Source organism: Shewanella sp. HL-SH8, from assembly GCF_051165765.1.
GTDB classification, from domain to species: Bacteria; Pseudomonadota; Gammaproteobacteria; order Enterobacterales; family Shewanellaceae; genus Shewanella; species Shewanella glacialimarina.
This window is the reverse complement of sequence record NZ_CP195039.1, coordinates 2652403-2673401: the sequence shown is the minus strand read 5'-3', so window position 1 is coordinate 2673401 and position 20999 is coordinate 2652403. Positions and strand designations below refer to the sequence as shown.

At 40.4% G+C, this 20999-nt stretch carries 19 protein-coding genes, 2 tRNA genes and 2 pseudogenes; 14 read left to right on the top strand and 9 right to left on the bottom strand.

From position 1 onward, the window contains the following. The first annotated feature begins 142 nt into the window (after positions 1–142). A tRNA-Val gene (locus tag ACRWQN_RS11825) sits at positions 143–219 on the top strand. 26 nt (positions 220–245) lie between these two features. Further along, positions 246–322, top strand: a tRNA-Val gene (locus ACRWQN_RS11820). 153 nt (positions 323–475) lie between these two features. On the opposite strand, the gene ACRWQN_RS11815 is transcribed toward ACRWQN_RS11820, so the two are convergent. The 7 genes and pseudogenes from ACRWQN_RS11815 to betI form a co-directional block, all read right to left on the bottom strand. Next, entirely contained in the window at positions 476–1165 is a 690-nt protein-coding gene (locus ACRWQN_RS11815) for an RES family NAD+ phosphorylase (RefSeq protein ID WP_434937886.1), read from the bottom strand. After that, positions 1165–1575 carry an antitoxin Xre-like helix-turn-helix domain-containing protein gene (locus ACRWQN_RS11810; protein WP_434937885.1) on the bottom strand — a complete coding sequence of 137 codons (411 nt, stop codon included), beginning with the start codon at positions 1573–1575 and terminating at the stop codon, positions 1165–1167. Before ACRWQN_RS11810 ends, ACRWQN_RS11815 begins: the two co-directional genes overlap by 1 nt. 430 nt (positions 1576–2005) lie before the next feature. Next, a pseudogene (locus ACRWQN_RS11805) lies at positions 2006–2714 on the bottom strand (TorF family putative porin). Positions 2715–2738: 24 nt separating this feature from the next. Continuing rightward, positions 2739–3956 (bottom strand): BCCT family transporter, encoded by a 1218-nt coding sequence (locus ACRWQN_RS11800; RefSeq protein WP_434926251.1) that lies wholly within the window; start codon positions 3954–3956, stop codon positions 2739–2741. 237 nt (positions 3957–4193) lie between these two features. After that, positions 4194–5888, bottom strand: a complete 1695-nt coding sequence (betA, locus tag ACRWQN_RS11795) for a choline dehydrogenase (RefSeq protein ID WP_434937883.1) — start codon at positions 5886–5888, stop codon at positions 4194–4196. A 14-nt stretch (positions 5889–5902) separates the two neighbouring features. Further along, a complete protein-coding gene (betB, locus tag ACRWQN_RS11790) occupies positions 5903–7369 on the bottom strand; it encodes a betaine-aldehyde dehydrogenase (protein ID WP_434937881.1) in 1467 nt (488 codons plus the stop codon). Then, the gene (gene betI / locus ACRWQN_RS11785; protein WP_434937879.1) at positions 7357–7965 is read right to left on the bottom strand and encodes a transcriptional regulator BetI; all 609 of its coding nucleotides are present in this window, start codon (positions 7963–7965) and stop codon (positions 7357–7359) included. Before betI ends, betB begins: the two co-directional genes overlap by 13 nt. Positions 7966–8559: 594 nt before the next feature. Between betI and ACRWQN_RS11780 the strand changes: the two genes are divergently transcribed. After that, complete coding sequence (locus ACRWQN_RS11780; RefSeq protein WP_434937877.1) at positions 8560–8766, top strand: hypothetical protein; 207 nt, start codon at positions 8560–8562, stop codon at positions 8764–8766. 100 nt (positions 8767–8866) lie between these two features. Here ACRWQN_RS11780 and ACRWQN_RS11775 read toward each other — a convergent pair whose 3' ends face one another. After that, positions 8867–10228 carry an MATE family efflux transporter gene (locus ACRWQN_RS11775; protein WP_434926247.1) on the bottom strand — a complete coding sequence of 454 codons (1362 nt, stop codon included), beginning with the start codon at positions 10226–10228 and terminating at the stop codon, positions 8867–8869. A gap of 31 nt (positions 10229–10259) precedes the next feature. On the opposite strand from ACRWQN_RS11775, the gene ACRWQN_RS11770 reads away from it, so the two are divergent. After that, entirely contained in the window at positions 10260–10874 is a 615-nt protein-coding gene (locus ACRWQN_RS11770; protein WP_434937876.1) for a riboflavin synthase subunit alpha, read from the top strand. 25 nt (positions 10875–10899) lie between these two features. On the opposite strand, the gene ACRWQN_RS11765 is transcribed toward ACRWQN_RS11770, so the two are convergent. Beyond that, positions 10900–11100 (bottom strand): CPXCG motif-containing cysteine-rich protein, encoded by a 201-nt coding sequence (locus ACRWQN_RS11765; protein ID WP_434926245.1) that lies wholly within the window; start codon positions 11098–11100, stop codon positions 10900–10902. Positions 11101–11387: 287 nt separating this feature from the next. Between ACRWQN_RS11765 and thrS the strand changes: the two genes are divergently transcribed. From thrS to ACRWQN_RS11715, 10 genes and pseudogenes are all read left to right on the top strand, one after another. Next, positions 11388–13316: a threonine--tRNA ligase gene (gene thrS, locus ACRWQN_RS11760; RefSeq protein WP_434926244.1), complete on the top strand. Its 1929-nt coding sequence runs from the start codon at positions 11388–11390 to the stop codon at positions 13314–13316. Between the two features lie 3 nt (positions 13317–13319). Then, positions 13320–13862, top strand: coding sequence for a translation initiation factor IF-3 (infC, locus tag ACRWQN_RS11755; protein ID WP_264177979.1), 543 nt, complete (start codon positions 13320–13322; stop codon positions 13860–13862). Positions 13863–13946: 84 nt separating this feature from the next. Continuing rightward, the gene (gene rpmI, locus ACRWQN_RS11750; RefSeq protein WP_055023949.1) at positions 13947–14141 is read left to right on the top strand and encodes a 50S ribosomal protein L35; all 195 of its coding nucleotides are present in this window, start codon (positions 13947–13949) and stop codon (positions 14139–14141) included. A gap of 18 nt (positions 14142–14159) precedes the next feature. Then, positions 14160–14520, top strand: a pseudogene (gene rplT, locus ACRWQN_RS11745) (50S ribosomal protein L20). A gap of 414 nt (positions 14521–14934) precedes the next feature. Next, positions 14935–16890, top strand: a complete 1956-nt coding sequence (locus ACRWQN_RS11740) for an ATP-dependent DNA helicase (protein WP_434937874.1) — start codon at positions 14935–14937, stop codon at positions 16888–16890. Positions 16891–16933: 43 nt separating this feature from the next. Continuing rightward, positions 16934–17641, top strand: coding sequence for a tRNA (adenosine(37)-N6)-threonylcarbamoyltransferase complex dimerization subunit type 1 TsaB (gene tsaB, locus ACRWQN_RS11735; RefSeq protein WP_434937872.1), 708 nt, complete (start codon positions 16934–16936; stop codon positions 17639–17641). Between the two features lie 203 nt (positions 17642–17844). Further along, the gene (locus ACRWQN_RS11730; RefSeq protein WP_434937871.1) at positions 17845–18285 is read left to right on the top strand and encodes a hypothetical protein; all 441 of its coding nucleotides are present in this window, start codon (positions 17845–17847) and stop codon (positions 18283–18285) included. A gap of 164 nt (positions 18286–18449) precedes the next feature. Continuing rightward, positions 18450–19148 (top strand): M50 family metallopeptidase, encoded by a 699-nt coding sequence (locus ACRWQN_RS11725; RefSeq protein ID WP_434931800.1) that lies wholly within the window; start codon positions 18450–18452, stop codon positions 19146–19148. Further along, positions 19145–19993, top strand: coding sequence for a class I SAM-dependent methyltransferase (locus tag ACRWQN_RS11720; RefSeq protein WP_434937869.1), 849 nt, complete (start codon positions 19145–19147; stop codon positions 19991–19993). Before ACRWQN_RS11725 ends, ACRWQN_RS11720 begins: the two co-directional genes overlap by 4 nt. 57 nt (positions 19994–20050) lie before the next feature. After that, positions 20051–20920: an alpha/beta hydrolase gene (locus tag ACRWQN_RS11715; RefSeq protein ID WP_434937867.1), complete on the top strand. Its 870-nt coding sequence runs from the start codon at positions 20051–20053 to the stop codon at positions 20918–20920. Positions 20921–20999 lie beyond the last annotated feature (79 nt).

Genomic DNA, 20999 nt, shown 5'->3' with positions numbered 1-20999 from the left:
TCACATGGCTAGGACTTTTTGTCATTAAATCGGCAAGTTGCACAGCAAATCACCATTTAGCCATGTTATGGTAATTTTTACTTGCAAGCGTTAGCCAACGCCCTTACTATGGCGACCGCTTTGTTAGGAAATCAAAGTCAGTACACCCGTAGCTCAGTTGGTTAGAGCACTACCTTGACATGGTAGGGGTCGGTGGTTCGAGTCCACTCGGGTGTACCAATTTAATCTTATCCAATTTCCAATATACACCCGTAGCTCAGTTGGTTAGAGCACTACCTTGACATGGTAGGGGTCGGTGGTTCGAGTCCACTCGGGTGTACCATATCTTGTTTATCCTTTCCTCTCTATCTGTAATAAAGTCCCTTGTTTTAAACTATACCAATAGTTTGTTACCACTTTTAAGCGTTATGTTTTTTATGCTGCAACTTTCGATGTGATTATTTATTTGCCACTTAACTCTAGTCATTCAAAGTGATTAAGGCGCGGATATTAGTCTCACTGCGTCGATCGATGAACCGCCCCAAACGTATTCGTAATGTGATGATTGTACAATCTCTTCGACGCATCTTGGAGTGAATAGCGCGTAGCAAGCCGTTAATGGGTTTCTTACCGGCGTATAATGAATGCCTTCAATTGCAGATTTTCGCTGCTGTGCTCCAAACTGCTGTGCTTCGCTATAATTTGTTTGGTGGTAAATCGACGACTTTGACATGGCTTCTAAACTTATCACTGTGCTGTCAGTTAATTCGGCGCTAAATACACAACGTAAGCCTCGCATGATAATCGTGTCATAATGAACCCCTTTGATAGCCATTAGCATCTTTTGTTGATGATATTTGGTTTCTGCAATTGCTGTGTCCATATCATCGGCAAGATAAAGTACCCCGAACGAACCATTAGAGAAACGACTGCCATCTTTATTGATGTGGGTAAAAGGGGCTGTGGCGTATGAGCAGCCATTAATACCAAAAGGTATATCTGCTTTGTTAACCAAATCAATATGGCCAAGCTGAACCAGTAACCTTGGGTTGGTTAGACTTTGTAATGTAAAAATAGTATCAAAATCTTCCACAGAAGCGACATCATCAAACATCGAAATGGGTGGGAATTTTGAATTGATAAGTCTATATGCAACCTGATGCTCAACGGTTGATATTGTAGTCATTACCAACCACCACTTCGCATGCTATCGACACGGCTAAAGACTTCATGCAGTTCAGGAAAGCCTCCACCTTTTATTATATCCAGCGGTCTACGCCCCTCAAAATAGGGATTGGCGTTTTCCATCTGCATAAAGCCATATACGTTTTCAGGATTGGAGAAATACATTCTAAGTGCTGCGTGAATGTTCAGTATGTAACTAATGCGTGTTAGCTGATCTTTGTCGAGCACGAATTTCGCCTCTGGTTTTTTAAATGCAAAGTAAGAAGAGCGAGGTAAACGTAAAATATTGAGCATATCTTTTGGTGCACAGCCCCATTTTTCTAGAATAGTTACAGCGGCACTAAAACCCACTTTTGAGGTCTTTGCCTCTGCAAAATCAATGTTTGATGTATTGGTATTGTGTGCAGTCATAACAATTACTCTCCGTTTTACATTTAAGCTAGAGTGATAACAGGTTTTAATGTTAGCTATATTAGTATTGCATGGGTCTTATTTTAGACCTAAATAGATTTTTAGTCCAATTTGAGACCGAGGTTGTTATTGGCAAGTATCCTGATGCGATTGAGTTTGTAGAGTCTAAATGAGGTGAACACTGGTAAAAATGGCCCTAGGGAAGAAATTTTTTGTAAAAGAGTCGTAGATGGTACTAAAGCCCGTATAAACAAACTTGAACATGTGCTTGAAGGCAGAGAAGTTGAATGGGCATATAAGATAATTAAGGTAGAATTATGACTTACTGATACTTAATTGATATTTATGTATCTGATAAATATAAAAAAGCAGAATAATGTCATAAACATTATTCTGCTAACTATGATGTTAGCTAAGTCGTATTAAAGACTTATAGCGCGAAAGTACGTGATACAGAGATCACTGCGCGGGTATCACTTGCATCACTATCTAGGCTGGTATCTTCTACTGCTAGGTTAAAGTCGAAACCTTCCCAGCTTGTCATGTATTCTGCACGATAATGGTTGTAAGAAGCATCGTTAGCCCCATGCCCATTTGTCTTCATCTTGCGATGTTGAACGGTCAAAGCTGACACGAATATCATGACCTTCAGCAACTGTAAAAGTATGCGCCGCCATTATGATGTAATGACCTGCATCAACACCAAAATAATCCCATGTGTACCAAAAGTTTAATTCACTTTGCCCCAGCGATGATGCATAACCAAACTTGGTATATAGCTCTGGGTAGTAATATTCATCAGAGGCGTCATCACCATGATAGGTGTAATAAGCAAGACCAGCATCGATAGATAATTTATCTGTTAGCTCGTAATATTTACCTGCGTAAAAATCAAGTTCTAACCAAGTGTCATCCGCGTCACCAAAGTCTACATTTGATGCCCAAGAACCCACATACCAACCATCATCCGCTGCATAGTCTAGGCTAGCTTGCAATGCCGGGCCGCTATCCGTTTGGCTAACACCGTTAAAAGTATAATCAGACGTTGCATTAACTGTGGTGCTTAACTCTCCAGCCATTACTGAGGTTGGTAAAGCGAATAAACTTAATAGTGCTAATTTTTTTATTGTGGTGTTCATCATCATTCCTTTTTCATTATTGATTTAGTCTAACAACTCGATCTTATTGAAATCGATTTTATTATCTTTTGGAGAGAGTTCTATTGCTCCTACTTTGCGGTAGTTAGATTTTAAGATGTAAAGGAAACAGCTTAGTATTAAGCCTATGGCAAGCGCGCCTACCCATTGGATCTCTAAAAAGTCTAGTTTGAATAGTAAGGTTAAGCAACTTAGCAGCACAATATTTCCGATGATGTAAGTCAGTTTACCAAAACGCTCAACCGTTAGGTTTAAGTTGTCTGTATATAATCGGACTAGCGAATCGAGTGAGTTGATCACAAATGTGATGCCCACAATTACCATAGCAAGGTTGTAGAAGCCTGATGTATCGATTCCGTTAGAGCTGTAGTAGTAAAGCACTGTGAACCAAATTGCGATGGGTATTGAAGGGAATACCATCATAGCAATTAATACTTGATAGGTTTTCATTCCACCAACAAAACGTGAAGTAAATTGGCCAATCATGATGCTCCATGCAAACCACCAAAACAGGTAGAACTCATGGTAGTCATTAAACGGCAGCACAAAGTGATGTATGTTACCGAAGTAGTCGCCAATTAATGCAAAGGTGGTAAAGAATTCACCCACACTTGAGTCATCTGATAAAAAGGCGCCAGACCACATCACGGCAATCAAACCAAAGAATAACCAAGTGCTAGCTAGGCTAAGGTAACGAACATATCGGATGCTGGTGCTAGAATAAACTGCTGCAGCGATAACCAAAAATACGATGAGATAGAAGCTGCTTACAATGGATTCACCGTCACCTAATTGTGGTAAATACCAAGGTAAATTGGTCAATAATAAGTAGGCAGTAAAGGCACAAGTCCCGATAATGACAAGGTTATTGATAAATTTAATCAGCGGAATTTCAAAATATTTTACTCTTGGCTCAATTACGCAAAAGTAAAAACAGGTTAAAAAGTAAAAAGCCCAAATCAAGCAGGCCCAAAAACCAAACTCAATTGCCAGCGGATTACTAAAACTATATTCCGGACTAGTGGCTAAATCGGCATATCCTGCAAACTCAGTTAACGGGAACATGATTAAGCCAACATCAAGCCCTGAGGTGAATAAAATCGCAATAAAGGTAAATTTTCGCACCGGCGTGACACCAATGCACTGCATGTTACCCCAACGATAAATCACAAACGCGATAGCGGCAAAAGTAAATAAAATGCCTATTGATAACCAGGTCGTCATTATTTGACTCCTGAATAAAGGGTGTGTGCAAACATAGTGTTGGCTCCTTGTTGTATGTTTTTAATGCCATAGAACAATTTTTAAAGGCTAAATGCCCTCAAGCCTTAAGTATCGTACTGACGATAGTTAAACCCTGATAGATTGATCTTGGCTAAATTGGCCATTTACAAAAAACGTAGGTTGGCCATCAACCTGTTATAGGTGGTCATTAATTCATACCCATTAACTTAATAAGTATTAATTAATTGGCCGCTTAGGTGCTTGTAAGCGTTGTGATGTTTGCCACTTTTCGGCTAGCGTCACTTTTGCCATACTTGGTGCCAGTGGCGTGTTGCCTAAAATCAAATCGGCAGCACGCTCGGCAACCATGATGGTCGGTGAGTTCAAATTCCCATTAGGAATGGTTGGGAAAATAGATGAGTCAACGACTCTTAAACCGTTAATACCGTGAACTTTTGTTTCTGAATCAACCACGGCCATCTCATCTTCGCCCATTTTGCATGAGCAAGAAGGGTGGTAGGCACTTTCAACTGAACGTCTGACAAAACGGTCAATTTCTTCATCGGTCTGTATTGCAAGGCCTGGTTGGATTTCTTCACCACGGTATTCATCTAAGCCCGGTTGGTTAATAATCTCACGGGTTAAGCGAACGCATGCTCTAAAGCCTTCTATATCATCTTGATGTGATAAGTAATTGAACTGAATTTGTGGTGCAACCTTGGCATCATTTGATACCACGGTTACCGCGCCAAGGCTTTTAGGCTTGTTGTGACCGATATGTACTTGGAAACCATGACCTGCAAAGGCTTCTTTACCGTCGTAGCGCATAGCTGCGGGTAAGAAATGATATTGTAGATCCGGCCACTCTAAACCGGCTTTTGAGCGGATAAATCCACACGATTCAAAATGGTTAGTAGCACCTAAACCCGATTTATTTAAAATCCAACGAGCACCAATAAACAGTTTGTTTAACGGATCAATTTTGCCATTAAGCGTAATCGGCTTTAAGCACTTAAATTGGAAGTAAAACTCTAAGTGATCCTGCAGGTTTTGACCTACACCGGGTAATTGATGAACTTGCTCAATACCTGCACTGGCTAAAGTACTTGCATCGCCAATACCGGACAGTTGCAAAATATGCGGTGAACCAATTGAACCTGCCGATAACACCACTTCTTTATTGCAGTTAACATCAATTAACTCGCCTTTACGTTCGTAACGCACGCCGACAGCGGTTTTACCTTGCATAATCACTTTATGCACAAGCGCATGAGTGATCACGGTTAAATTCGGGCGTTTCATTGCTGGGCGAAGGTACGCATTTGCCGTAGACCAACGTACGCCGTTTTTAACTGTCATGTGCATTGGGCCAAAGCCTTCTTGCTGACTGGCATTGTAATCACTCGTCGCTAGGTAGCCGGCATCGACACCTGCATCCACAAACGCTTGATATAACGGGTTTTTCATTTCATTACCGTTATTAACCGCTAATGGGCCTTTATCACCGCGATAAACATTACCGCCAAAAGACCATGTTTCAGCTTTTTTAAAGTAAGGCAGACAGTGAGCGTAATCCCAGTCTTTTGCACCTTGTTGTTGCCACTCGTCAAAGTCACGAGCATGACCACGTACGTAAACCATGCCATTAATTGATGATGAACCGCCTAACACTTTACCACGCGGGCAATGCATGCGGCGATTATCTAAATGGGGCTCAGCTTGTGTTTCAAACTGCCATGCATACTTTTTAGTATTCATCGGAATTGAAAGGGCGGTTGGCATTTGGATAAAAATGCTTTTGTCGCTACCACCGGTTTCAAGTATCAGGACTTTATTGGCTGGATTTTCCGTTAAGCGGTTGGCTAATACACAACCTGCGCTACCGGCACCAACAATAATATAATCGTATTCGTGAGATATTTGCGTAGACATTAATTGGGTCACTCCTAAAATGGGCTTTCAAGTGACTGCATACCAACGTAAACAGCTTTAATTTGGGTGTATGCTTTTAATGTTTCAGAGCCATTCTCACGACCAATACCAGACATCTTGTAACCACCAACCGGCATTTCTGCAGGAGAAGCACCATAAGCATTTATCCAACAAATACCGGCTTGCATTTGATGAATAACCCGATGTGCACGGGTAATGTCTTGCGTAAATACACCTGCCGCTAAGCCTAGGTGAGTGCTATTGGCACGTTTAACGACTTCATCTTCATCAGCAAAGGTAAAGACTGACATCACAGGGCCAAATATTTCTTCTTTTGAAATCGTCATCTCATCAGTGCAATCTGTAAATACAGTCGGCGCCACAAAGAAACCATTCGGTGCATTGTCAGGTGTTAATGCTGTTCCGCCTGTTAATAAGGTGGCACCTTCTTTTTTGCCGATTTCAATGTAGTCGAGTACTTTTTGTTGATGATCGCGTGAAATCAATGCACCAAAATTGGTGTCAGGGTGCATTGGGTCACCGCAAATGATGTTTTGCTCAGTACGTTCTTTTAAGCGTTGGATAAAGCGCGGATAAATATCTTGCTGCACAAATACGCGAGTACCGTTGGTACACACTTCACCTTGAGTATAAAAGTTAGCTAACATCGCGGCTGATACCGCATTTTCAACATCGGCATCATTAAAGATAATCAATGGCGATTTTCCGCCAAGCTCCATGGTCACTTCTTTTAGTGAGCCTGCCGCAGCGGCCATGACTTTTTTACCGGTACCTACTTCACCGGTAAATGACACTTTAGCGATATCTTCATTGGTGGTTAGCCATGCGCCAACATTACCGTCACCTTGAACTACGTTAAACACGCCATCTGGCACACCCGCTTGAGTGAATATTTCAGCTAAACGCATTGCGCCGCGAGGTGTTTCTTCTGAAGGTTTGAAAATCATTACATTGCCGCATGCAAGTGCCGGGGCTGCTTTCCAACAAGCAATTTGTAACGGGTAGTTCCATGCGCCAATACCAGCACAAATACCTAATGGCTCACGGCGAGTATAATAAAAATCCGCTCCAACAGGCTGTTGATTGCCTTCAATACTTGGGGCGAGACCTGCAAAAAACTCTATAGAGTCGGCGCCAGTGACGATATCGACAACCGAAGCTTCTTGCCATGGTTTACCTGTATCCAATACTTCGCCTGCAGCAAGTTCATCATTGTGCTCACGTAGTAGGGCAACGGCTTTTAATAAAATACGGCTACGTTCTATAGGCGTCATCGCCGACCAAACAGCAAAACCTGCTTTGGCACTTTCTATAGCAGCTTTTTGCACAGACTCGGTTGCCACTTCAACTAAATAACTGACTTCGCCAGTAGCAGGGTTGATAACCTGGAAGGTTTCGCCACTGCCATTTGCAATGTACTTACCGTGAACATAATTTTGATAGGTGATTAACGCTGACATTCAATTTCTCCGTGTTGCACGATCACAGCCTCGATAAAGGCTTTAGATAAAATTTGGGCTTGTTTAAAATCTTCTGTAGGGGTGTGGCTTAGCGCGCTGCGTAACCAAAAACCGTCAATAATTGCTGCGGTTTGCTTTGCTGCATTAATGGCTGCCATATTTGGCAATAATTGTTTGAACGAAAAAAGCAGGTTGCTATATAAGCGTTGGCTATTAATGTGTTGAAGTCTTGCCAGTCCCGGATCGTGCATTGCTTGAGACCAAAAGCTTAACCATGTTTTTGCCGCGGCGTTTGAACGTTGTAAATCGGTGAAATTGGCTTCAACTATCATTAATAATCTTGCCGTTGGGGTTAAGGTTTTACCTGATGTCCTTGCCAGTAATGATTGCTTTAACTCTTCAAGTAAGAATTTTTGAGTTGCTTCAATCAACCCTTGTTTACCACCAAAGTAATGGCTAATAATGCCTGATGACATTCCAGCTATGCCACTAATGGTATTAATGGTGGTTTTTTGCAATCCAAAACGTTCAACCGACATTAATGTCGCTTCAATTAGCTGTTGTTGTCGCGCACTTTTCATAACAGGTCTTGGCATTAATGATTTCCTTTTTTAATCCAGCTAATCATTGATTGAACGTTCAATTAATAACGATCCTAATGATTAGAGCACTAACTATCAAGTTTTTATTTGATTTAGATCACATTAAACTATTTGATCTGTCGTTAGGTTTTTAGTTATTTTTTTATATAGGCTGTTGTTATTGATAAAGTAAATTTTCACATCTGACATGTGATTGACTAATTTACGTCAATGATAAAAGATTTGTACTGAAAGCATTGTTGATGATGAATTTAAGTGGTATCTGCTATTCGAATTGATTTCTAGTTAAATTGATAACCTGAACTAATAACATTGCAATAATCGTAAAAGCGCGACAAAGACAGCTAACCATAGATTGCAGAGGTATGTTTTTGACAGTATTGCTTCGATAAAATACGTAGAGCAACTTGAAAGGTGAAATTTTGAATGCTTGGGATAAATTATGTGATCACATTAAAGTGAATTACGTCTTTTAAATATCAGCTATCGCGACAATTGAAATATTATGTTGATTATTGAACAAGCAAAACCTGTAGACCCGAACTCGGATAAACACATTCACCAAAATAAGATAACCAGGATAATAAGATGGGTAGTGATGCAATGATCATGTGGAGCGTATTATTTGGTGCGATTGGAATGGGGTATTTTGTTTATGGTAAACGCCAACAAGCAATTGTTCCGTTATGTATGGGTATGGCTTTAATGGTCTATCCGTTCTTTGTTGCCAGTGTGACGAGCTTAGTTATAGTCGGTATGGTGTTAGTTGCAATACCGTTTTTTGTGCGCCGCTAATTTTATATATTCATAGGCTAATGAAGATAAAATTTATTATTTCTTTACGCCGTTCACTCGAACAGGTTGAATGAGCGGCGTAGATTTATTCGTTTTAAACTTAATCTATTTCAACAAAAATAATGCCTTTTCGTTGAATGTAACTCAATCGCCAGCCAAAGAGAATAGCGGCAGAGGTAAGCCCTGCAATCAGTCCAATCCAGAATCCATGCGCACCTATCGCGGGAACAATATAGTCGGTATAGGCTAATACATATCCTAATGTCATGCCGATAAACCAATATGAAAAAAGGGTAATGTAGAAGGCACTGCGAGTGTCTTTGTAACCCCGTAGTGCTCCCGCCGCCACAACCTGAATAGAGTCCGATATTTGGTATAAGGCTGCCATTAACATCAAGCTTCCGGCTAACGCGACAACTTCAGGATTATCATTATATAGTAGAGCTATTTCGTGTCTAAATACGACGGTTGAAATAGCGGTTAACAGCGCGAGAGATAAGGACAGTCCTAAGGCGACATAAGTGACTAGTTGCGCTATATCGGTTCTTTCTCGACCAAGATAATACCCAATGCGAATAGATGCAGCGATACCAATCGACAAAGGCAACATGAATACTATAGATGAAAAATTTAACGCTATTTGATGACTTGCTACTACATTAGCGCCCATTGGCGCTAAAAATAATGCAATAACCGCGAATAGGCTTACTTCAAAGAACAACGCCATTGCAATTGGGAATCCCAATTTAGTCATTGACTTCATGGTGGACCATTTAGGGGCATAAAACTGTTTAAAGGGGGCAATATCAATAAACTTTTTATCAACAAGCATATAGATGGTCATAGCAATTAACATTGCCCAAAATACCATAGCGGTTGCTATTCCACAGCCAGCACCACCCATTGCTGGAATGCCAAAGCCTCCATAAATAAAGATATAGTTTGCTGGAATGTTGACCGCCAAGCCAACAAAGCCAATCACCATAGTCGGTAAAGTATAAGATATGCCTTCACTGCAACCGCGAAGCACTTGATATAACGCAAATGCAGGTGCGCCCCAGAGAATGCCATCAATATATCCGACCGTTAAGCGATGCAGCTGTGGTTCTAAATCCATTAGGTCTAATATATAGCTAGAAGAGGCTAAAAATAACATCACACCTAGGGCACCTATTATGGCAATATAGCCAGCTTGAAACAGTAAGTTTGGGATTACCTTTTGGTTATCGGCGCCATGATGCTGTGAAAATACCGGTGTGAAGGCCATTAATAGGCCTTGAACAAATAAGATGGCCGGTAGCCATAAACTGGTGCCGACTGCAACAGCCGCCATATCAACCGCGCTGACTCGTCCTGCCATGACTGTATCAATAAAACCCATCATAGTTTGAGTCACTTGGGCGATTAATATCGGCAAGGCGAGTTGTATTAAGCGCTTGGCTTGAAAGCCGGTGTTGTTCATATTAAGCCTATTAATAAACGAGAGTTACTTTATGTTTACAGGAATTGTACAAGCCACATGTGAAGTGGTATCGGTTCAACAGCAAGCTGGATTGAAACGTTTTGAAATTGCGTTAAAGCCTGAATTGCTTACCGGATTACAAACAGGAGCCAGTGTTGCAACCAATGGTGTTTGTTTAACGGTTACTAAGATATCGAATGATAAGGTTTTTTTTGATGTAATGGAAGAATCATTAGGCCTAACTAATCTAGATAAAGTACAGCGGGGCGACCTAGTTAACATTGAGCGCTCGTTAACCTTTGGCAGTGAAATTGGCGGGCACATTTTATCGGGCCATATTCATACGCAAGCTGAAGTGGTATCTGTTAGTGATACCGCCGAGCATTATGATATTGAGTTAGCGTTAGATGCAAAGTGGAAAAACTATGTGTTTTATAAAGGCTTTGTCGCGGTTAATGGCTGTAGCTTAACAGTAGGGCAATTGACTGAGCGTGGTTTTAAATTGCACCTTATTCCAGAAACACTGAGATTAACTAATATCAAAGCCCACCAAGTCGGCGATAAAATGAATATTGAAATTGACAGTCAAACTCAAGTTATTGTTGATACGGTTGAGCGCATTTTAGCTAAAAAGCAACAGGGTTAGTTTCGTGCGACAACCAAGCCAAGTACTAATAAATTTGCTCATCATCTGAATCAATAAATAATTGAATGGTCCGCCTGCTGTCATCTAAATGCATTTTAATATGGATAGGGTTACAGCAGATTCGACAATCATCATAATATTCTTGATCGCCACAACTCGTATCAATGGTTACATGTTGATGCTGACCACAATGTGGACAGCTTATTAAACGTGACAACAATCTCATATCTTGTACTCCAGTGATGGAATTTAACGCATTTACTGTGCTTGATTAAATATAGCCCTATTTTAGTTATACCGCATTGAGTGTAATGCATGAGTTTATTCAGTTTTGGCAGTATAGAAAGCCGTTAAAGGTTGATCCATTACTATGTTGTCACATACAATCGAGCGCTACATTTTTGGGTAACTAAGACTCTTGTACTGTCTTTATTTCAAAAATGTGTTCATAACTTTTATTCACTATTTACCAAGTGGCCCTACGTGTGGGTCACCACTGGACAAGGAATTTTCATGCCTATTATTACATTGCCTGATGGCAGCAAACGTGAGTTTGCTAATCCCGTATCTACCCTTGATGTTGCTGCAGACATCGGCCCAGGTTTAGCAAAAGCCTGTATCGCTGGCCGTGTTAACGGTGAACTAAAAGATGCTTGCGATTTAATTTTTACCGATGCGGATTTATCTATCATCACGGCTAAAGATGAAGAAGGTGTTGAAATTCTTCGCCATTCTTGTGCGCATTTATTAGGTCATGCTATCAAGCAACTGTGGCCTCAAACCAAAATGGCCATTGGTCCTGTTATCGATAACGGTTTTTACTATGATATCGATTTAGAGCACAAGCTTACCCAAGATGATATAGATGCGTTAGAAAAACGTATGCTGGAATTAGCAAAAACAAACTATGACGTGGTAAAGCGTGTAGTGTCTTGGCAAGAAGCCCGTGATGCATTCAGTGCGCGTGGTGAAGAATACAAAATTGCCATCTTAGATGAAAACATCAGCAAAGATGCTACGCCTGCACTTTATGATCATGAAGAATACATCGACATGTGTCGTGGTCCGCACGTGCCGAACATGCGTTTTTGTCAACACTTTAAGTTAATGAGTGTTGCTGGTGCTTATTGGCGCGGTAATTCTGATAACAAGATGTTACAACGCGTTTACGGTACGGCCTGGGCAGATAAAAAAGCCCTTAAAACGCACCTTACACGATTAGAAGAAGCGGCTAAACGCGACCACCGTAAAATCGGTAAGCAATTAGATCTTTACCATATGCAAGAAGAAGCGCCAGGCATGGTGTTTTGGCACAATGATGGTTGGAGCATATTTTTAGAACTCGAAAAGTTTATCCGTCAAAAGCTAGGTCAATACACTTATCAAGAAGTGAAAGGCCCACTAATGATGGATCGCGTGTTATGGGAGCGTTCAGGCCACTGGGATAAATACTCAGAAGCTATGTTTACGACTAATAGCGAAAGTCGTGAATATGCCATTAAGCCGATGAACTGTCCTGGTCACGTGCAAATTTTTAATCAAGGCTTAAAGTCATACCGTGACTTGCCATTGCGTATGGCTGAGTTTGGTTGTTGTCATCGTAATGAACCATCGGGTTCACTGCATGGCTTGATGCGCGTGCGAGGCTTTACCCAAGATGATGCCCATGTGTTCTGTACTGACGATCAAGTGCAAACAGAAGTGAGTGCATGTATTCAAATGGTATATGACACATATGGCACATTTGGTTTTGAAAATATTGTCGTCAAATTATCCACTCGCCCTGAAAAGCGTATTGGTGATGACGATATGTGGGATCGTGCTGAAGAAGCGTTAAAGCAAGCGCTTAAAGCTAATAATATCAAATATGAGATATTACCAGGCGAAGGTGCTTTCTACGGTCCTAAGATTGAATTTACTTTACATGATTGTTTAGATCGCGCTTGGCAGTGTGGTACTGTACAATTAGATTATGCGTTACCGACTCGTTTAGGCGCAACATATGTTGCAGAAGACAATAGTCGCCAAACGCCGGTAATGATACATCGTGCCATTCTTGGCTCATTAGAACGTTTCATCGGTATCTTGATTGAAGAGTATGCTGGTAAATTCCCAACATGGCTTGCACCTATGCAAGTAGTTGTGATGAATATTACTGACAAACAGTCTGAATATGCAGAAGAAATTGTAAAAAACTTCAAAAAACAGGGCATTCGTGCATCTTTTGACTTGAGGAATGAGAAGATAGGCTTTAAAATACGCGAACACACCTTAAGACGTGTGCCTTATTTGTTGGTCGTAGGTGATCAAGAAGTTGAGAATAAGGAAGTTGCGGTGCGTACACGTGATGGTATTGATTTAGGTAAGCTTAAAATCGAAGATTTTGCTACCATGATACATCAACAGATTTCGCTCCGTAGTCTAAAATTGTTGGAGGAATAGGTCATAAAGATCAAAAGAACAGCAGGGCGACAACCAGCGCCTAATAGAATCAATGATGAAATCACCGGTGTTCCTGAAGTCCGTTTATCGGACATAGATGGTGAGCCCATTGGTATCGTTAGCATTAAAGAAGCTCAAAGCGTCGCGGATGAAGCAGGGGTAGACCTTGTTGAAATCAGTCCAAACGCTGAGCCTCCAGTTTGTCGCATAATGGACTACGGTAAGTTCCTTTTTGATAAAGCGAAAGCGCAAAAGGAACAAAAGAAGAAGCAGAAGCAGGTTCAGGTTAAGGAAATAAAATTCCGTCCTGGAACTGATATAAACGACTATCAGGTAAAACTACGCAACCTGATTCGTTTTCTAGAAGATGGGGACAAAGCGAAAATTACGCTGCGTTTCCGTGGTCGCGAAATGGCACACCAAAACCTAGGTATGGATCTTTTGAACCGTATCAAGGCTGATTTGGAAGAGTATGCGGTTGTTGAATCTTTCCCGAAAATGGAAGGTAGACAAGCAATTATGGTGCTAGCACCTAAAAAGAAATAGTAGGGCAAACTAAAAGTAGCAAAAGTCTCTTGAGGCTTTTGCTCGCCTTACGTTTATTAAATATCCCAATGCGGAGTTTTAGAAATGCCTAAAATGAAAACAGACAAGGGTGTGCAAAAGCGCTTCAGAAAAACCGCTAATGGTTTCAAGCGCAAACAAGCACACTTACGTCATATTTTGACCAAGAAGAGCACTAAGCGTAAACGTCACTTACGTGCAAAATGTTTAGTCGCCAAGTCTGATGTGCCAGCAATTGCACGTCAACTACCATACGCTTAATTAAAGGAGCAATGAACAATGCCTAGAGTTAAGCGTGGTGTAACCGCTCGTGCTCGTCACAAGAAAGTACTTAAACTAGCTAAAGGTTATTATGGCGCTCGTAGCCGTACTTTCCGTGTTGCTGTTCAAGCAGTAACTAAAGCTGGTCAATATGCTTACCGTGACCGCTCGTCAAAAGAAACGTCAATTCCGTCAATTATGGATTGCACGTATCAATGCGGCTTCTCGTCAAAATGGTCTGTCTTATAGCCGTTTCATTAACGGTTTGAAAAAGGCGTCTATCGAAATCGATCGTAAGATTTTGGCTGACATCGCTGTATTCGACAAAGTTGTTTTTACAATTTTAGTTGAAAAAGCAAAAGAAGCTTTAACTAAGTAATTAGTTAATCGGCTTTGAAAAAGGAACCTTAGGGTTCCTTTTTTTATGATTTTTTTTGATAAGATTTAGAATCATTGATATAAATTAGCCAATAATTTAGTTATCGATTGTGAAAAAAGGGACCGCTAGTTGCATTGTTTATACTCCAGCAGAGTTAATTGGTTGGATTAATCATTATTTATCAGCATAATAGTCAAGTCTGTAAACAGTGTTATTTAAAGCTTTCAGACCATCTTATTTGTCGTTTATCCAGTTAATTTTCTATTCACTGAAGCTTAGTCAACTATACGCCGTAATTGCTAAATCTTGGGTCGGTATTAATAGATTAAATATGTATCATGGCTGGGTTGACCATCTGCTTGCTAGATTTGATGTATTTAAACTAAAATTACACTATGAGTAACTACTAAAACTGTGAAATCGAACACGTCTCAAATTCCGCATAAGCTAGCGAGTCTAACCACATTGGTTGCCGCTGAATTTAGTGTAGGCGGTTCATTATCCCGTCATGTGCATCAGTACCGAAGCCGTCAAACCCAGACTGATATGGCGATAGCTGTAAGTGAAGCTATCGCAAAAAAAATCAACTTAATTTTGGAGGCTGGCACTGGCGTTGGGAAAACCTTTGCTTATCTTATTCCTGCGTTATTAAGTGGCAAACAAGTCGTTGTAAGCACTGGCAGTAAAAACCTGCAAGAACAACTATTTTTAAAAGATCTTCCTGCATTGTTAACTATGTTAGATATTCAACCAAGAATTGCTTTGCTTAAGGGCCGCAATAACTACTTATGTCAATTACGCTTAGATAACCAAATGCAGCATGCCAGTCAGTATCGGGAGCAGGCTTTAGATGACTTACTTAAAATAAATCAGTGGGCGGTACTCAGTAAAGATGGTGATATAGGTAATCTAACGTCAGTGTCTGAAAATTCAACCATGATCTCAAGCATTGTCAGTACCAAAGAAAGCTGTACCGGCAAGAAGTGTCATTTTTATGACGTGTGTTTTACCCGCAAAGCACGTGTAAAAGCCATGGAAGCAAAGCTGGTCGTGGTAAATCATCATTTATTTTTTGCCGACAGATTACTCAAAGATACTGGTTTTGCTGAGCTGCTTCCAGATCCTGATGTTGTCATCTTTGACGAAGCTCATTTAGTGCCCGATATTTGTATCAGTTATTTTGGTAGTCATATCAGTAGCCGTGAAATCGATAAGCTGTTAAACAGTTTAGTCACTATACACAAACAAAAAATTCGTGACAGCATTCAGATTGAACACTTTGCTAACCGCTCAATCATGCAACTAGCTCAGTGGCATAATGAGATGTTTGACAGTGGTAAAACTGATTGGCGTCAGGTGTTATCGACTAAAGCACTTATTGTTAGTGCTTGGGCATTACATCAATCATTAACCGAATTAAGTGAATTGCTGAGACACCACTTAGGCCGCGATGATGATTTAGATAATGCTTTTGAACAAATCCACGAATTGAATGATAGATTAAAAATATTTTTCGAATGCCAAGATACCCAAGCGGCTTACAGTGTTGAATATGGGCCACGGTTTATCTCACTTCGATCGTCGCCTATTAATGTCGCTAAACAATGTGAGCAATTATTTGACCCTAAGACGAGTTGGATTTTTACCTCGGCAACATTACAAGTTAACCGTCAGTTATCTCATTTTGCAAAAGAACTCGGGCTACAGAAAGCGACTCAGGTTATTTTAGACAGTCCATTTGATTATCCAAACCAAGCGATGTTCTGTGTGCCACGGCATTTGGGCAAAGTAGGGCAAACTCAGCATAGCGCCAAACAATTGGTAGAAGTGTGTGTTAAAGCCATTAATGCTGCGCAAGGGCGCACCTTTATTTTGTTCACCAGTCACAGCATGTTAGAACAAGTTGCTAGTTTATTGCGTAGCCAAGTGAGTTACCCATTACTGGTACAAGGCCAGGGCAGTAAGCAAAGCTTATTGAATAAATTCCGTCAATTGGGTAATGCTGTGCTACTCGGTACCGGCAGTTTTTGGGAAGGAGTTGATGTTCGAGGTAAATTGCTGAGCTGCGTAATCATCGATAAGTTGCCTTTTGTGTCGCCTGATGATGCTTTATATCGAGCAAGAGCCGCTAGCGCAGAACGACAAGGACTTGATCCTTTTACGACTATTTCATTACCCCAAGCTGTTATTGCATTAAAGCAAGGTGTCGGCCGGCTTATTCGTGATGAGAAAGACCATGGTGTGTTGATTTTATGTGATAATCGCATTGTTAATCGCCCTTATGGACAAGCTTTTATTAATTCATTGCCGCCAATGCATCGTACCCGTGATTTAGATACCGCATTGCACTTTTTAAAACAAATCCCATAAGTTATCATAGCGACCTAATTTCTGTTCCACATTGGTTGTAAACATGACATTTCACACTCCACTGCGTGTTCTTGCGCTTGATACCTGCACCGAGTCTTGCTCTGCAGCATTGACTATTGATGGTAAGGTTTACGCTCGCACAGTCGATGCACCGCGTGAGCACAGTCAACGTATATTGCCAATGGTAGATGAATTACTAAAAGAAGCTCAAGTGAAGCTGGCCGATATTGATGTCATTGCTTATGGTCGTGGACCTGGCAGTTTTACCGGCATTCGTATTTGTACCAGTATGACCCAAGGTTTAGCCCTGGGAACCGATTTACCGGTTATCGGTATTTCGACATTAGCTGCCATGGCACAAATGGCAATTACGACTTTTCATGCTGAGCAAGTATTTTGTACTATTGATGCACGTATGAACGAAGTGTACGTGGGGCAATTTGTTGCAAAAGAGGGCATAGCGACCTTGGTTGGTATTGAGCATGTTTGTTCACCGCAAGAGGTTGAGCTGCATTTGGACGGCAGTAAAGCGATTGTCGCCTGTGGAACTGGTTTTGAAGTGTATCCTGCGTTACTTAAGTTAGCAGATAATATTCAATTGCAAGATGAGCTTAAATACCCTGATGCCAAAGCAATGCTCACTTTAGCTGAATATGGCGTTAGCCAACATCAACATACTAGTGTGGATGAACTTGCCCCAGTGTATATCCGAGATAAAGTGACCTGGAAGAAGCTACCGGGTAGAGAGTAATATTAAAAATGATCCTAATGGCATAAAGTAATAACTTTGCTAAACTGTTTAATGCTAAAAGCAGTTTAAGTTTTATGAAAAGTTTGCCATTGGCAATAACTTGTTGGCTAAGTTATAGTCGATTATATTTTATTTTAATGTTAAGTATTATACTACACTGTAGCTAAGCATTGCAGATATAAGTACTGTCGAGATAAGCATAAATGCAGATAAATCAGTCATCGGTTCATCAAACAGCAAGTCAACAAGGCTTTAAAACGTCTTTGAGTCAGGCCGTTGCCGGTAATCGTCCGCTAGAGTCAGTGACTGATATTAACTCAATCAATTCCAGTCAAACCGTTAAAAATAATATCCTTTTAGGCCAACCCTCAGCCAATGACATCCAAATTGATGTCGAAGCATCTGCATTAAGTCAGCAAGAAAGAGAACAAACAGTTGAGAATTCAGGCTTGTTTGAGTTTAAAGGCAATACGCAGCTTTTTGACCATACAACCATTTCTGTGTCTAATAGCCAACAAAATAAAGTCGAATATGATGCTGATAAACAGACTAATCGTAGTGCAATAAATGTCTATCTGATGACCCAGCATTCAGCAAAACGAGATGAAATTCAACAGATGGTAGGTATTGATCTTTACGCTTAATTTATCTATTGGTGTTGATCTATTTGATTATTATTTTAGCTCTTTCCTACTTCTTTTAGTGTCTTATTACGACAACATTGTATCTTAATGTTTTACAAGCATTCCCTCCTGCTGACAATTCTGATTTACTAACGTCAATTATTCTATAAATAATCTCAATATTAATGACCCATTTTAATCATAATAGCTTATCAGCTTCATCATCTGGCATTCCTAGTCGAGGCCGTTTTGTGCTGGAACTGATAGTTGCCTTTTTATTAACAAGGCTGCCCTTTATTAGCGTGCCGTTTAAATGGTTTGAAAGTTATTTCCATGAATTGTCGCACGGGATAGCGACCATAATGTCGGGTGGGATGGTCAACTCTATTCAGCTTTTTCCTAATGGCGCAGGTCTTTGCTATAGCCAAGGAGGTAATGCGATATTTATTGCATTTGCAGGCTATTTGGGTGCGGCGCTTTGGGGTTACTTGATTTTCTTACTAGCCACATGGCGAGATGGCATCAGATTTACTTTGTCTTTATTGGCCTTTACTATTTTAGCGTCAATTATATTGTGGGCGAGGGACTTGTTGAGCATTGCTATTTTATTATGTTTAACTGGACTTATTTTGTTACCACTTAAATTAAAAAATAGTCGTCCTTTAAATAGTTTACTGCGTATATTAGGATTGATGATAATCCTCAATGCCATGGCAAGTCCCATGGTGTTATTTGGTTTGGCAGGTCAGGGCGATGCAGCAGCATTAGCGCAAATGACTTGGATCCCCGCTTGGATTTGGGTTGTTATTTGGTTAGTGGTGAGCTGTGGTATGTTATGGCTCAGTTGGCAAAAAGTTGATTCAATAAAAAGGAATGTGAAATGAAACGTAAAATAGCACTCGCGATAGCGATTAGCTTTGCAACTGTTGGAATGTATTCAACCGTATTGGTTACTCCAGCACAGGCAGAAGAAGTTAAAGTGAATGATGCCTTGGCCGCTGCGGTATCAAGTGATTTTAGAACAGCGTCCAATAAGTTAAGAGATAGCGCCCGTAACCCAGCTGAAACACTTGCTTTTTTTGATGTAAAAGCTGATCAAACTGTTATTGAACTTTGGCCCGGTGGTGGTTGGTATGCTGAGATCCTTGCGCCTTACTTAGCCAAAAATGGTCAGTACGTTGCAGCCAACTTTGAAACAAAACCTGCGGAAGAAAATCGTCAGACTGAATATTATAAATCAGCGGGTTTAAAGTTTGAAAAGTGGGTAGCAGATAATAAAGCATCTGTCGGTAATGTGCAGTTTGTGACGTTAAGCCCGCCTGAAAAATTTAACTTAGGTAAAGATAATTCAGCTGATCATGTGCTGACATTCAGAAACCTACATAACTGGGCAATGAAAGGGCAATTAGAAGGTGTGTTTAATGCAGCTTATGCTGTGTTAAAAGACGGCGGCACTTTCGGCGTGGTTGAGCATAGAGCTAATGTTGGTATGGCAGCGGAAAGTGGCTATATGGAACAAAATCAAATGGTTGAATTAGCTAAAAAATCGGGTTTTGAATTGCTAGCAAGTTCAGAAATAAATGCTAATGCCAAAGACACAAAAGATTATCCTAAAGGGGTGTGGACATTACCCCCACGTCTTGCAATGGGTGATGAAGATAAGCAAAAATATATCGATATCGGTGAAAGTGACCGTATGACATTAAAGTTTATTAAAAAAGCGAAGTAAATTATGTCATTAAATGAGCCAAAGTGCTGTTTCAGAGCAGTGGAGCAAGGTCAGCCAATGACATTCGCTTTGGCCCATTTAACCTTATCGGCTATGCGATATGGCCATGCTGACAAGCCAATTATTTTGGCCTGCCACGGTTGGTTAGATAATTTAAACAGTTTTATACCCTTGGCAGAGTCTTTTTTACAATCAGATTTAGCCATTCATTACCAACTTATTACTTTTGATTGGCCTGGACACGGCTTTTCAGACCACCGTCCAGGGCTATATCCGTTACATTGGATTGACTATTTGTATGATTTGCATGCGCTTATTAATTTTATTCAGCCTGATCCAAATCAATCAATAATTCTTTTAGGTCATTCCCTTGGCGGTATTGTTGCAAGTGCCTACAACGCCAGTTTTCCCCAGCGTATATCCCAATTAATTCTTATCGAAGCACTTTCCCCTTTATTTGAAGATGTTAATAATAACGCATCAAGAATAAGTCGTAGTTTCAGTCAACATACTCATTTACTGACTAAGCCATTTCAAGCTAACACAAAAGGATATTCGTCAATTGACATCGTGGTGAAAGCGAGACAACAACTGACCGGGATGGACCCAGTTTGGTGTCAACTTATTGCAAAAAGAAATCTCGAGTTTATTGATGAACTTTACTATTGGCGAAGTGATCCGCGGTTAAAATTAGATTCTGTGTATAGAATGAGTTTTGAACAAGTCGATGCATTAATGAGCCAAAGCACTACTGATACCTTGTTAGTGCTAGGGAAAACTGGTTTTAAGCAGTTAAAATCAGCTCAAGTGCAGGCTAAAAAATGGTTTAAGCATCTTGAAATCGCAGAAATAGACGGCGATCATCATCTGCATATGGGTAATGCTGTTGGATTATGCTTATTAATTCGAGCATTTATTCTAAAATAAATGTTAATGAAGCTTAAAGCGCTATTATTTTTGTGCCAATTATGTGATTATGTTCAAAATTAAAACGCTTGTATGATTT

Excerpts from the sequence above, each read along its gene's own strand:
- ACRWQN_RS11765 (WP_434926245.1), bottom strand. The coding sequence starts at position 11,100 with ATGAGATTGTTGTCACGTTTAATAAGCTGTCCACATTGTGGTCAGCAT.
- rpmI (WP_055023949.1), top strand. The coding sequence starts at position 13,947 with ATGCCTAAAATGAAAACAGACAAGGGTGTGCAAAAGCGCTTCAGAAAA.
- tsaB (WP_434937872.1), top strand. The coding sequence starts at position 16,934 with ATGACATTTCACACTCCACTGCGTGTTCTTGCGCTTGATACCTGCACC.
- thrS (WP_434926244.1), top strand. The coding sequence starts at position 11,388 with ATGCCTATTATTACATTGCCTGATGGCAGCAAACGTGAGTTTGCTAAT.
- betB (WP_434937881.1), bottom strand. The coding sequence starts at position 7,369 with ATGTCAGCGTTAATCACCTATCAAAATTATGTTCACGGTAAGTACATT.
- betA (WP_434937883.1), bottom strand. The coding sequence starts at position 5,888 with ATGTCTACGCAAATATCTCACGAATACGATTATATTATTGTTGGTGCC.
- ACRWQN_RS11810 (WP_434937885.1), bottom strand. The coding sequence starts at position 1,575 with ATGACTGCACACAATACCAATACATCAAACATTGATTTTGCAGAGGCA.
- ACRWQN_RS11780 (WP_434937877.1), top strand. The coding sequence starts at position 8,560 with ATGGGTAGTGATGCAATGATCATGTGGAGCGTATTATTTGGTGCGATT.
- ACRWQN_RS11725 (WP_434931800.1), top strand. The coding sequence starts at position 18,450 with ATGACCCATTTTAATCATAATAGCTTATCAGCTTCATCATCTGGCATT.
- ACRWQN_RS11770 (WP_434937876.1), top strand. The coding sequence starts at position 10,260 with ATGTTTACAGGAATTGTACAAGCCACATGTGAAGTGGTATCGGTTCAA.
- ACRWQN_RS11720 (WP_434937869.1), top strand. The coding sequence starts at position 19,145 with ATGAAACGTAAAATAGCACTCGCGATAGCGATTAGCTTTGCAACTGTT.
- ACRWQN_RS11775 (WP_434926247.1), bottom strand. The coding sequence starts at position 10,228 with ATGAACAACACCGGCTTTCAAGCCAAGCGCTTAATACAACTCGCCTTG.
- ACRWQN_RS11715 (WP_434937867.1), top strand. The coding sequence starts at position 20,051 with ATGACATTCGCTTTGGCCCATTTAACCTTATCGGCTATGCGATATGGC.
- ACRWQN_RS11815 (WP_434937886.1), bottom strand. The coding sequence starts at position 1,165 with ATGACTACAATATCAACCGTTGAGCATCAGGTTGCATATAGACTTATC.
- ACRWQN_RS11730 (WP_434937871.1), top strand. The coding sequence starts at position 17,845 with ATGCAGATAAATCAGTCATCGGTTCATCAAACAGCAAGTCAACAAGGC.
- betI (WP_434937879.1), bottom strand. The coding sequence starts at position 7,965 with ATGCCAAGACCTGTTATGAAAAGTGCGCGACAACAACAGCTAATTGAA.
- ACRWQN_RS11800 (WP_434926251.1), bottom strand. The coding sequence starts at position 3,956 with ATGACGACCTGGTTATCAATAGGCATTTTATTTACTTTTGCCGCTATC.